The 12,664-nt window shown below is 38.6% G+C and carries 10 protein-coding genes and 1 pseudogene; 9 read left to right on the plus strand and 2 right to left on the minus strand.

All coding sequences use genetic code 11. The annotated features are described in order from the left end of the window. Window positions 1–181 precede the first annotated feature (181 nt). The 9 genes from ACOI1C_RS17375 (at window position 182) to ACOI1C_RS17415 (ending at window position 10,158) form a co-directional block, all read left to right on the plus strand. Window positions 182–706, plus strand: coding sequence for a DUF402 domain-containing protein (locus ACOI1C_RS17375; RefSeq protein WP_422511864.1), 525 nt, complete (start codon window positions 182–184; stop codon window positions 704–706). A 218-nt stretch (window positions 707–924) separates the two neighbouring features. Then, a complete protein-coding gene (locus tag ACOI1C_RS17380) occupies window positions 925–2,673 on the plus strand; it encodes an ABC transporter ATP-binding protein (RefSeq protein ID WP_422511893.1) in 1,749 nt (582 codons plus the stop codon). A gap of 272 nt (window positions 2,674–2,945) precedes the next feature. After that, window positions 2,946–3,965: an ABC transporter ATP-binding protein gene (locus tag ACOI1C_RS17385; RefSeq protein WP_422511865.1), complete on the plus strand. Its 1,020-nt coding sequence runs from the start codon at window positions 2,946–2,948 to the stop codon at window positions 3,963–3,965. After that, window positions 3,937–4,905 carry an ABC transporter ATP-binding protein gene (locus tag ACOI1C_RS17390; RefSeq protein ID WP_422511866.1) on the plus strand — a complete coding sequence of 323 codons (969 nt, stop codon included), beginning with the start codon at window positions 3,937–3,939 and terminating at the stop codon, window positions 4,903–4,905. Before ACOI1C_RS17385 ends, ACOI1C_RS17390 begins: the two co-directional genes overlap by 29 nt. A gap of 69 nt (window positions 4,906–4,974) precedes the next feature. After that, a complete protein-coding gene (locus tag ACOI1C_RS17395) occupies window positions 4,975–6,618 on the plus strand; it encodes an ABC transporter substrate-binding protein (protein ID WP_422511867.1) in 1,644 nt (547 codons plus the stop codon). Between the two features lie 244 nt (window positions 6,619–6,862). Further along, window positions 6,863–7,867 carry an ABC transporter permease gene (locus tag ACOI1C_RS17400; RefSeq protein WP_422511868.1) on the plus strand — a complete coding sequence of 335 codons (1,005 nt, stop codon included), beginning with the start codon at window positions 6,863–6,865 and terminating at the stop codon, window positions 7,865–7,867. 18 nt (window positions 7,868–7,885) lie between these two features. Then, window positions 7,886–8,782, plus strand: a complete 897-nt coding sequence (gene nikC / locus ACOI1C_RS17405; protein WP_422511869.1) for a nickel transporter permease — start codon at window positions 7,886–7,888, stop codon at window positions 8,780–8,782. A 299-nt stretch (window positions 8,783–9,081) separates the two neighbouring features. After that, the gene (locus tag ACOI1C_RS17410) at window positions 9,082–9,261 is read left to right on the plus strand and encodes a twin-arginine translocase TatA/TatE family subunit (protein ID WP_422511870.1); all 180 of its coding nucleotides are present in this window, start codon (window positions 9,082–9,084) and stop codon (window positions 9,259–9,261) included. A 72-nt stretch (window positions 9,262–9,333) separates the two neighbouring features. Next, a complete protein-coding gene (locus ACOI1C_RS17415) occupies window positions 9,334–10,158 on the plus strand; it encodes an undecaprenyl-diphosphate phosphatase (RefSeq protein WP_422511871.1) in 825 nt (274 codons plus the stop codon). A 40-nt stretch (window positions 10,159–10,198) separates the two neighbouring features. Here ACOI1C_RS17415 and ACOI1C_RS17420 read toward each other — a convergent pair. Together ACOI1C_RS17420 and ACOI1C_RS17425 are read right to left on the minus strand one after the other, a co-directional pair. Next, window positions 10,199–11,230 (minus strand): annotated as a pseudogene (locus ACOI1C_RS17420) (amino acid permease). Between the two features lie 206 nt (window positions 11,231–11,436). Beyond that, entirely contained in the window at window positions 11,437–12,522 is a 1,086-nt protein-coding gene (locus tag ACOI1C_RS17425) for an aromatic acid exporter family protein (RefSeq protein WP_422511872.1), read from the minus strand. Window positions 12,523–12,664: the final 142 nt, after the last annotated feature.

Consider the following 12,664-nt stretch of genomic DNA (forward strand, 5'->3'; position numbering starts at 1 on the left):
TTCTTTTGTTTTAAATTATGGATAGAACCGTTATAATAGTAAGAAGCGAATAAACAGATAAAATACAAATAAAGAAAAAATCAAAATTTTAGTAGCATTTTAGGTGATAATCATTTTATTTACTTCACCATGTAGCTGTTTAATACACAGTGGGATGCGGCAATGAAAGAAGGGAGTTTAGATGGGTTTTCCCATGGCTGGAGAAAGGCTTCAAATACATAGCTACAAGCATAATGGTCATATTCATCGAGTTTGGGAAGAAACACTTGTCTTAAAAGGATCTCAAAGTCTTATTATTGGTGGAAATGATAGAACGACTGTGACGGAATCTGATGGACGCACTTGGATCACAAGAGAACCAGCAATTTGCTATTTTCATGCTCACTATTGGTTTAATATAATCGGAATGCTCCGTGAAGACGGAATTTATTATTATTGCAATATCAGCTCTCCATTCATTTGGGACAAGGAAGCACTGAAATATATTGATTATGATTTAGATGTGAAAGTGTTTCCAGACATGACATATATCCTCCTCGATGAGGACGAGTATAGTCGTCATCGACACGAAATGAAATATCCAGAAGTAATTGATCACATTTTAAAGAAAAATTTAGATACACTCATCCAATGGATACATGGCCGTAAGGGTCCTTTTGCCCCTGACTTCATTGATAGCTGGTACGAACAGTATTTATTGTATTAAAGCAAAATGCGAAAACACCCTGTTTAGCCAAGGTATAGCAAATGTTCGCGGGTCCAAAAGAGCGCTTTTGTCTTTTTGGACCCGAGGTTATTTGACCTCATGCGAGCTGGGTGCTGGAGCTGGATTCCAATAAAAGGAACCTGTTGAACATCATTCAACAGGTTTTTTGGGTGGAAATCGACTTCTTAGAGAATCATAATCAGAAAAGTGGTGAAGATTTGGACAGTATTAAACGATATTTTATATTTGTTAAGCCTTATAAATGGAAAATCATCTTAACGATCATAATTGGTGCAATTAAATTTAGTATTCCTTTAATGATTCCACTTTTACTGCAATATTTAATTGACGATGTAATAAATGGTGACAATCTAACACAAGTTGAAAAACAAACTCAGCTTATCTATATCATGGGAATAGCGCTATTTTTATTCTTAGTTGTTCGTCCACCTATTGAATATCTTCGTCAGTATTATGCACAGTGGGTTGGTAGTAAAATCCTCTATGATATCCGTGACCAACTATTTGGTCATATGCAAAAGTTGAGTCTTCGTTACTATGCGAATACGAGAACGGGCGAAGTCATTTCAAGGATAATTAATGATGTAGAGCAGACAAAAACATTTGTCATCACAGGACTTATGAATGTTTGGCTTGATTTATTTACAATAGTTGTAGCACTAGCCATTATGTTTACGATGGATGTTCCGTTAACAATTGTGTCTATTCTCTTATTCCCTTTTTACGGGTTCTCGGTCAAGTACTTTTACAGTAAACTCAGACATTTGACTAGAGTTCGTTCTCAAGCCCTTGCCAATGTTCAAGGACATTTACATGAGCGAGTCCAAGGAATGCCAATTATTCAAGGCTTTGCACTTGAGGAGCACGAACAGAAAGAATTTGACAAGCAGAACTCAAACTTTCTAGATAAAGCGTTAGAACATACAAAGTGGAACGCGAAGACATTTGCTGTCGTTAATACAATAACTGATGTAGCACCACTACTTGTGATTGGATATGCTAGCTATCAATGTATTGTAGGAGATATTAAGATTGGAACGATGGTTGCCTTTATCGCCTTTTTGGATAGATTATACGGCCCACTTAGACGTCTAATAAATTCTTCTACAACCTTAACTCAATCAATAGCATCTATGGACCGTGTATTTGAGCTGATTGATGAGAAGTATGATATTCAAGACCAGCCTCACTCCAAAGACTTACAGAATGTTAAAGGTAGTATTTCATTTAAGAATGTTAGCTTTCGATATGAAGAAAACGAGCAGTATGTCTTAAAGGATGTAAGTCTTGATATTAAACAGGGTGAAACAATAGCTTTTGTTGGAATGAGTGGAGGGGGAAAGTCCACTCTAGTTACTCTCATTCCGCGTTTCTACGATGTTACGGGTGGCCAAATTTTACTAGATGGTGTTGATATCCGTGATAGTAAAGTAAGATCACTTCGAGACAATTTAGGCATCGTTTTGCAGGACTCTATTTTATTTAGTGACTCGGTGAAATTTAATATATCGATGGGTAAACCAGATGCATCGGATGATGAAATAATAGCAGCTGCAAAAGCTGCAAATGCTCATGATTTTATCATGGAATTCCCGGACGGCTACAATACAAAAGTGGGAGAACGAGGAGTTAAGCTATCAGGGGGACAAAAACAAAGAATATCCATTGCTAGAGTATTTTTGAAGAATCCACCCATTTTAATTTTAGATGAGGCAACTTCAGCTTTAGACTTAGAGAGTGAGCACCTGATTCAAGAATCAATAGCACTGCTTGCAAAAAATCGAACCACTTGCATTGTTGCACATCGATTATCAACCATCACACACGCAGATAAAATCGTATTAATCGATCATGGAGAAATTAAAGAAATGGGTACGCATGAACAGTTAATGAACCAAAAAGGTTCCTATTACGATTTATTTTCGATTCAACAGCTAGAGAATTAAGAAAAAGGTATGGACGAATATGTCTGTATCCTTTTTTTTTTTTTTTTTTTGAATTGTCGAAATATTTATAAAATTAACAACGAAATTCGACAGCGTTTTTGTCATTGCATTGTAATAATAAGAGAAGCCTATTTAGAAATAACTAGTCGCAATGAATCTCCTCATCATCCATAAGATTACATAAGAGTGTCAAGCAGAAAATTATTGAAGTTTTTGGACGTATTAATTTATAAATATAAATAAGGTAGTAAAAGTAATAGAGGGGTGAATACATGGCTCAACGACCAGTACTAGAAGTAAAAGGACTACGGACATCCTTTTTTACGGATTCTGGAGAAATACCTGCTGTTGATGATATTGATTTATACATAGAAGAAGGTGAAGTAGTTGGGATTGTAGGAGAGTCAGGGTGTGGCAAATCGGTTACATCACTCTCCATCATGGGACTCGTTCCCAAGCCTCCTGGAAAAGTTGTCGATGGTGAGATCCTTTTTAAAGGAGAAAACTTGAGGAATGCTTCTGAAAAAAGGATGTGCAAAATAAGAGGTAATGAAATCGCTATGATATTTCAGGAGCCAATGACCTCTTTAAATCCGTTATTCACAGTCGGCCAACAGCTGACAGAAGCCATTAGACTTCATCAGAAAATGAATAAGAAAATGGTGAAGGATCTTGCCATTCAGGCATTAAAGCTTGTCGGACTTCCGAGAGCAGAGGAATTAATGAATGACTTCCCTCATCAGCTTTCTGGTGGAATGAGGCAGCGGGTCATGATTGCCATGGCCATGTCTTGTAATCCAAAGCTACTTATTGCGGATGAACCGACTACTGCTTTAGATGTAACAATACAAGCTCAAATCTTACATCTAATGAAGGAGTTAAATAAAAAAACTGGGACTTCTATTATGTTAATTACCCATGATTTAGGTGTTGTTGCAGAAATTTGTGATCGTGTCATCGTCATGTATGCCGGCAAAATTGTAGAAGAAGCTGACGTGAGAACCATTTTTAAAATGCCAAAGCATCCTTATACGAAAGGATTGCTTCAATCTGTACCAGATATTCGGGAGAAGAAGCAACGCTTATATTCAATCCCGGGAAATGTACCGAGGCCAGGCTCGATTCAACACGGATGTCGTTTTGCAGCACGCTGTGAGTATGCTTTTGACCGGTGCCGCATTGAGGATCCTGAACTTTATCAAATGAAGGAAAAGGGTCACAGTGTTAGATGCTTCCTTCATGATGAACAGGAGGTTTTAGTCGATGACAGAAACGTTATTACAAGTTCGTGATTTGAAAAAACACTTCCCGATTAATGGTGGAGTTTTTGGAAAAAAGATAGGCGAGGTCAAAGCGGTTGACGGGCTTACTTTTGAGTTAAAAAAAGGTGAAACACTTGGGCTAGTTGGGGAAAGCGGTTGTGGAAAATCTACAACTGGTCGATTACTTCTTAGACTATTAGATCCTACTGAAGGCTCAGTAATTTTTGAAAATAAAGAGATTACTAGTTTATCAAAAACAGAAATGAGAAAGCTTCGTCGCGAAATGCAAATGGTATTTCAGGATCCTTACGCCTCGCTTAATCCGAGACATACAGTTGAGAGGATACTTGAGGAACCTCTGATTGTTCATGGAATTGGTAATAAAGAAGAGCGAAAAAAGCGAGTTCGAGAGATTTTGGAAGTGGTTGGATTAAGTAGTTATCATGCGAAAAGGTATCCACACCAATTTAGTGGAGGTCAAAGGCAACGAATTGGTATTGCGAGAGCCCTTATGACCAAGCCCAAATTGATCATCGCGGATGAACCTGTTTCGGCTTTAGACGTATCCATTCAATCACAAGTCCTTAATTTGTTGGAGGATTTACAGAATGAATTTGATCTAACCTATATTTTTATTGCCCATGATTTGGGTGTAGTTAGACATATTAGTGACCGAGTCGGCGTAATGTACTTAGGGAGAATTGTGGAACTATCAACTAACCAACAAATATATGATAATCCCAAGCATCCATATACGGAAGCTCTTCTCTTGGCGGTCCCAGTTCCAGATCCTGAATCTCGAAAAGAAACTAGATTACTAGAGGGCGATATTCCAAGCCCATCGAATCCTCCAAAAGGCTGCGCGTTCCACACACGCTGTCATGCCTGTATGGATGTATGCAAGCAAGTACGACCTGAATTAAAGGAAATTGAAGCTGGGCATTATGTTGCTTGTCATTTGTTTAATTAATTGACAGTAACATTTATTATAAAAATTTAAGTTCAATGGCCAATTGGACAAAACAAGGGGGATCCTTAGATGAACAAAAAGCTTTGGTTAGCAATGCTTATGGCAATCATGCTAGTTCTAGGACTTGCTGCTTGCGGCGGAGAAGAGACATCAGGTGAAAAAGAGCCTGAAAAAACAGAGGATACAGAAAAAGAAACTGAACCAGAAGCAGAGGAACCAGCAAAAAATGATACATTAGTTTTTGGTCGCGGTGGTGATTCTGTTGGACTAGATCCAATTACAGTAACTGACGGGGAATCGTTTAAAGTAACGAAGAACATTTTTGATACATTAGTAGATTACGGTGAGCAGGATACTGAAATTTTCCCTGCACTAGCAACAGAGTGGAAGGTTTCTAAAGATGGCTTAGTTTACACATTGACACTCCGCGAGGGCGTTAAGTTCCATGATGGAACAGATTTTAATGCAGATGCTGTTGTGGCCAACTTTGATCGTTGGGCTGGCGGTACAGAAGAAACGTTCTATTATTACAAATCAATGTTTGGTGGATTTGGTGAAGAGGAAGGTCACGTAATCAAGGATGTAAAAGCTCTTGATGCAAAAACTGTTGAATTCACATTAAAGATTCCACAAGCTCCTTTCTTAAAGAACTTAGCGATGTCACCATTTGGTATCGCAAGTCCAGCAGCAGTTGAAAAGTTCGGTGACAAGTTCACTGAAAATCCAGTTGGAACAGGACCATTCAAATTTGTAGAATGGAAACGTACAGAGCGTATTGTTATCGAAAAGAACGCGGATTACTGGTTAGAAGGATATCCGAAGCTAAACAAGGTAATCTTCACGGCTATTCCTGATAACACTTCACGTTTAAATGCTTTACTTAGTGGGGAAATTCACTTAGCAGATGGATTAAACAATTCAGATGTAGGTCAAATTGAGGCAAGTGACAAGCTACAAGCATTTAATCGTCCTTCTATGAACGTTGGCTACTTAGGATTAACTAACTCAAGAGGACCTTTAAAAGATAAGAAAGTACGTCAAGCCTTAAATCATGCAGTCGATAAGCAAGGAATCATCGATGCTTTCTATGCTGGGCAAGCAGTGCCGGCTAAAAACCCATTGCCTCCTTCAGTTGGTGGATATAATGACGCTATTACTGATTATCCTTTCGATCTTGAAAAGGCAAAAGCATTACTTGCTGAAGCCGGGTATGCAGATGGTTTTAAAATACAACTATGGGCTATGCCTGTTTCACGTCCATATATGCCAGACGGTCAAAAAGTTGCACAGGTTATTCAAGCAAACTTCGCTCAAATTGGCGTAGAAGCTGAGATTGTATCATTTGAATGGGCAACATACTTAGAGAAGGCTCGTGCTGGTGAAGCCGATACATTCCTATTAGGTTGGACAGGTGACAATGGTGATGCGGATAACTTCCTAAATGTATTATTAGGTGGTAGCAACATCGACAGCAACAACTATGCACGTTATGACAATGCAGAGGTAAATGAGCTATTAAAGCAAGCTCAAACAAACCCAGATGAAAAAGCTCGTAATGAACTATATGCAAAAGCACAAGAAATCATTAAAGATGATGCACCATGGGTTCCGTTAGTTCACTCTACTCCATTACTTGGTGGTAGTGCAGAGTTAGCTGGATTCTTCCCACATCCAACAGGTTCTGACAAATTAGCAACAGTTGAATTTAAATAATATTGAAAAGCGCAAGCGCCCTGTTTAGCCCCGACATGCGAATGTTCTAAAAGGGAAGAAAAGGGCGATCTTGCCTTTTATTCCCTTTTAGGTTATTTGATCTCGAGGGGCTGGGTGCTGGAGCTAGACACAGACCCAATTCAAGAAAACAAATACCATGCCACTTTTCAATGGAAGGGGAGTGAAAACTCCCCTTTATCTACTATTACATCATCACCCATAAACCTAGAAAGAGGTGACACTAATGTTCGCCTATATAATCAGAAGATTATTATTACTTATTCCCGTTTTGCTAGGTATGACTCTCATTGTATTTTTCATCATTCGGGCCATTCCTGGGAATCCTGCACAGGTTATTTTGGGACAACTTGCAACCGCAGAAGCAATTGAAGCCCTGACAATTGATCTTGGTTTAGACAAGCCATGGCATATCCAATATTTTAACTACTTAAGAGATTTACTAGCCGGTGACTTAGGTGAATCATTACGAACGAGAGTTCCAATTACTGAGGAAGTTTGGCCATATTTGGCAGCAACGATTGAATTGTCTCTAGCAGCCATGATTATTGCAGTTGTTATCGGAATTAATGCAGGAATTGTAAGTGCTTGGTTCCAAAACTCATGGTTTGATTATGGGGCAATGGTTATCGCACTTATTGGTGTCTCTATGCCAATTTTCTGGCTTGGACTGATGGAGCAATGGATATTTGCTTTGAACTTAGGCTGGCTTCCTACTTCAGGCAGAGAGTCCGTCATTAATCCGGTGGATCCAATCACACATCTATTTGTGATTGATACCATAATGCACGGGGATATGGAAAATCTTATAACCGTTCTTAAGCATTTAGTTCTCCCTAGTGTTGCGTTAGCAACGATTCCAATGGCGATAATTGCCCGTATAACAAGGTCAAGTATGCTAGAGGTTATGCGTTCCGATTACATAAGAACAGCAAGAGCAAAAGGAATGAGAATGTTTTGGGTTGTGTATAAGCACTCCCTTAAAAATGCCATTATCCCTGTTATTACTGTCATCGGTCTTCAAATCGGTTTATTGTTAGGTGGAGCCATTTTGACAGAGACCATCTTTAGCTGGCCTGGAATTGGTCGTTATATCTATGAGGCAATAGGTTTCCGTGATTATCCAGTCATTCAGTCAGGTATCTTAATTGTGGCAACGATTTTTGTCTTAATCAATTTAATTGTTGATTTAACGTACGCTGTAGTCGATCCAAGGATTAAATACTCATAGTAAAGGAGGGGAATCACAGTGGCAGAACTCATAAGAAATGATGTACCAATCCAGTCTGTAAAAGAGGACGAGGTCGTGTCCCCTTGGCGGGAAGCGTGGAGGAGCTTTCGAAAAAATAAGATTGCACTTGTCGGGACTGTGATCATTCTATTATTCATTAGCATGGCTCTTGCTGCGCCCCTCATTGCTCCTGAGGGTATCAATGAACAGAAATTAGCAGAAAGATTACTTCCTCCATCCTCACAGTATTGGCTAGGTACGGATGATTTCGGAAGAGATATACTAAGTCGTATTATTCACGGAGCGAGGATTTCCTTATTTGTAGGTTTCTTCGCTGTCCTTGGTTCTGTTGTAGTGGGGTGCTTCCTTGGAGTAATTGCTGGCTATTATGGTAAATGGGTAGACGGAATTATTTCTAGAATTTTTGACATTATGCTAGCCTTCCCGAGCATACTCTTAGCCATTGCAGTCGTTTCTGTACTAGGGCCATCATTGCGAAATGCTCTAATTGCAATTGCCATTATCAACATCCCAAACTTTGGCCGACTTATTCGCTCAAAAGTACTTAGTGTTAAAGAAGAAGAATACATTACAGCGGCAAAAGCAGTTGGAATGAAGGATGCAAGAATTCTGTTTCATCACATCTTACCGAACAGTATGTCCCCAATTATTGTTCAAGGGACATTAGCCATTGCAACAGCTATTATCGAATGCGCAGCACTTGGATTTTTAGGACTTGGAGCACAAGCACCCGATCCAGAGTGGGGGAAAATGCTAGCAGAGTCCAAAAATTATATCACCCAAGCCCCATGGACCATGATTTTTCCGGGCCTTGCGATTATGCTTACCGTATTAGGTTTTAACTTAATGGGGGACGGATTGCGAGACGCGTTAGATCCGAAGATGAAAGAGTAGTGAAGAAGGTATGGACATGTTGTCTGTACCTTTTTTAGTTTAATTGGAGAATTATCTTATCGCTGATATAATTCGGAAATCGCTGATCTAATTAAATAATCGCCGATAAAAGGAAAGTGAGCTCACATTTAACCTCTTCAACAGTGGGGAAAATGGAAATTAGAGTCTGTAATGAGTCAAAATGTCCTCTCAAAAACTTTGTTTGAATTTAATTATACTTTCCTTTAGAATTAAGTGGATAAATAGTTGGACGATAATATGATTTTGACTCATAAATTGATTTCATAGGGTGGGTTACCATGAACTTAGGATTCGGAGAAATTGCCTTAATAGTATTTGTTGCTTTGCTTCTTTTCGGACCTAAAAAGCTTCCTGAGCTTGGGAAAGTTGCTGGTTCGACACTGCGTGAGTTTAAAAAGGCGACAAAAGGTATTCTTGAAGATGAAGAAGACCAATCAAAGGTTAAGAAGGAACAGTAATTTAAAATGGTAAGGGTGTAAATCACACCCTTTTTCTAATTAAATAAACTAAGAAAGTATGAGGTTGTTTTTATGGATTTATGGGGAATTATAGTTGCGGTTATTTTAGGCATTGTAGAAGGATTAACAGAATTTGCTCCTGTTTCTTCAACAGGACATATGATATTAGTAGATGATATCTGGCTACATTCTAAGGATTTGTACTCCCCTGAAGTAGCAAATACCTTTAAGGTCGTTATTCAATTAGGGTCAATTCTCGCAGTGGTAATTGTGTTAAGACAACGTTTTCTTGATTTATTACCAACAAAGAAAAACTTAACGAAGAACCAAGAGGGACGATTAGGTTTAACGAAAGTTATAGTAGGATTACTTCCTGCTATTATTCTAGGTTTATTATTTGAAGATTATATTGATAAGTACTTGTTTAGGAAGGAGACGGTAGTTTTAGGACTTGTTGCAGGAGCAATTTTAATGATTGTTGCGGATAAAATGGGTCCTAAAGATCCAACCGTAAAATCTGTTGACCAAATATCGTACAAGCAGGCTATTCTTGTTGGGTTGTTTCAATGTATCGCTCTATGGCCTGGTTTTTCACGTTCAGGCTCGACGATGTCAGGTGGAGTTCTATTGGGAATGAGCCACCGTGCAGCATCTGATTTCACCTTTATCATGGCAGTGCCAATTATGCTTGGTGCAAGCTCACTATCTCTTTTGAAAAACTGGGAACATTTCAATCTAGATACATTACCGTTTCTAGCAGCAGGATTTATTAGTGCGTTTATCGTTGCATTAATTTCGGTAAGATTCTTCTTGAAACTAATTAATAAAATTAAGCTGACACCATTTGCAATTTATCGAATTGTTTTGGCTGCTGTTGTTTATATCTTGTTTTTCTAATAAGAGAGGGCTGCAAATATTGCAGCCCTTTTTTCAATACTTACTTTTGTATAGCGGACTTCTGCACATTCCGATAAAAGAAAATACCACTTAAAAGCAAACCAATTCCAAACATAAATTTCTTAATATCGGCAGTTCCAGCGATGATCACCCATACAGAGTAAAGTGTTGAAATAACTGCAATAATACCGTCTGTCCATCTTGACTGAGGTTGAAGTTCATAGGTTTCACCTGTGACTGCAAGCTTTAGCTGAAAGAAGGACGAAATAAAATATGGAACCAAATAAGATAATGTTGCAATGATTATGACGAAATCAAAAGCAGCAGAAATCGAACTAGAGATGGTCGAAAAGATAAAAAGCTGTCCTAAAAGGTTTGTTACAATTAACGAGAATACAGGAATACCGTTCTTATTTTCCTTCAAAAATGCGTCTAAGAATAATCCCTGCTTTGCTGCTTGATACGGTAGCTCAGCACTTAGCATAACCCAACCGATGGTAGAACCTACTAAACTGATTAATCCTAACCCAGCCAATAACTTAGCACCGATTGGACCAATTACTTTTGTGGCAGTAGCAACAAAATTGATTTTACCTGCACTACTAACACCTTGTAGAATGAGCAAATGTGTGCTCCATAATAAAAGTGTACATACAACGAATGTGAGGGCATTACCGACCTTTACCGTGAAAGTGCCTATCGTGAACAGTTCTTGTCGATTCGTCAATGCCGGGAAAAAAGTTGATAAGTATCCTGCAAAAGTTGTAATAATAGCAATGTTTCAGAGCAAGTTTACCAAGCCAATATCGCCAAGAGGAAATAAAACCAGAGAAAATGGAAGCCTGAGAACCTGGATTAAAAAGCTCTTTTGCATAAATTTTTGGCCCACCAGTAAGAGTAGGCTTACGAATGACTAGATTACCGATAACGAGTGCAGTTGCTAGGACACCAAATCCAGTTAATCCACATGCAAGCAAAACCCCGGCAGGACTTGCAACCTCCGATAGAGACCTCGGTAACATGAAATACCAGACCCAACCATATTGCCGACTACTAAGGCTGTTAATATCATTAAACCTATTTTTTTAGATCCATCTATTGTAATTCTCCTTTGTATCTAAACGCGAACAAAAAGCACACCAAGATATCAGTGTACTTTTCATAACACCTCAGTCTTTAGTAGCAGCTGACACAGCTAGTTTGCTATGACAGACCAGTCCTTATTCAGGTACAAACAAGCTTTACTAAAAACAGAGACTAGTATTGTTAATAGTGCATTTATGAGTTCTCGACTTCTACCTCTACTTCCTTGTCATCTGCATGATACGTTTGGAAGCTATCTAACAGTTTTTCTAAGTGTACTAGCTGGTTGTTGTACTCTAGCACCATGGAAACGAGAGGGAGAAGCTGCGCTACGTCTTCTCTATAGTCTTCTTGCTTCACGTTGAATTGCTTAAGATACTCATTCAAAATCTTAGATTGGTGGATAGGCTCTTTTTCCACCATGATAGGAATGTGAGACTTAATCTTCCCGGCAAACTGTAATAACAATTGCTCATGAGCAGAAGATAGCGTATCGAGCTCATGCTTTAACAGCTCTTGAAATCCCTCAGGCATACAGTTCATTTCATTATCTAATCGGTGTAATCTTTTTAAAGTATCAAATGCTTGATTGGTCGTAAGGAGCATTTGCCTAAACAATACGAGCTTTCTAGTTTTCGCAAATTTACGATTGGTTTTCTCGAACCGACTTCGTTCTTCTTTATAGAAAGAAAAGAGGTTTTCGAGTTTCGAAAGGTTGATTTTCATTCTTTCTAATTCTTCTTTTAACTCAATGTGGCCCGATGCATTTCTCGTGTTAATTCGAATCCATTTTATTATTTCCTCTGTTGTATCAACGATCTTTGAGTATAACTTCGCCTCATATTTCGGTGGGAAGAAAACAAGATTAACAATGAAAGCCGATAGAACCCCAAGTAGAATTGATCCAAATCGTATTAAGGCAAACTCGATAAATTGTTCATTAGGTGTTTCCATAATGGCTATAACGGTTACAAGGGCAAGTGGGATGGTGCTTTCGAGCTTAAGCTTTAGTGCAATGCCGATGACAATCATGACAGTAAACCCAATAATAATCGGATTATTAGAAAAGAGAATAACAAATAAAATGGCACAAAAGGCACCAACTAAATTGGCTTGAAATTGTTCAATGACAGATTGATATGACCGGTAAATAGATGGCTGAATAGCAAAGGCTGCCGCAATACCTGCAAAAGCGGGTGATGGTAGCTGTAGCAATTCTGCAATATATAAGGAAAGCGCAATCGCAATCCCCGTTTTTAAAATACGTGCTCCAATTTTCATGGTGACGGTTCAATCCTTCCTACTAGCACTTACTATATGCTTTCACTTTTTTTAGCTTCATAAACAATATTGTGCGTTAACTCAGGGGGAAAGCGCAAGGGATAAGGTGAGAATTAATGTTATAAACTATAAATTATCGAGC

This window comes from Bacillus sp. DJP31 (assembly GCF_049310945.1).
Lineage (GTDB): Bacteria > Bacillota > Bacilli > Bacillales > SA4 > Bacillus_BS.

Coding starts and splice junctions, on each gene's coding strand:
- ACOI1C_RS17410 (WP_422511870.1), top strand. CDS start 9,082: ATGAACTTAGGATTCGGAGAAATTGCCTTAATAGTATTTGTTGCTTTG.
- ACOI1C_RS17415 (WP_422511871.1), top strand. CDS start 9,334: ATGGATTTATGGGGAATTATAGTTGCGGTTATTTTAGGCATTGTAGAA.
- ACOI1C_RS17385 (WP_422511865.1), top strand. CDS start 2,946: ATGGCTCAACGACCAGTACTAGAAGTAAAAGGACTACGGACATCCTTT.
- ACOI1C_RS17375 (WP_422511864.1), top strand. CDS start 182: ATGGGTTTTCCCATGGCTGGAGAAAGGCTTCAAATACATAGCTACAAG.
- ACOI1C_RS17400 (WP_422511868.1), top strand. CDS start 6,863: ATGTTCGCCTATATAATCAGAAGATTATTATTACTTATTCCCGTTTTG.
- ACOI1C_RS17425 (WP_422511872.1), bottom strand. CDS start 12,522: ATGAAAATTGGAGCACGTATTTTAAAAACGGGGATTGCGATTGCGCTT.
- ACOI1C_RS17390 (WP_422511866.1), top strand. CDS start 3,937: ATGACAGAAACGTTATTACAAGTTCGTGATTTGAAAAAACACTTCCCG.
- ACOI1C_RS17395 (WP_422511867.1), top strand. CDS start 4,975: ATGAACAAAAAGCTTTGGTTAGCAATGCTTATGGCAATCATGCTAGTT.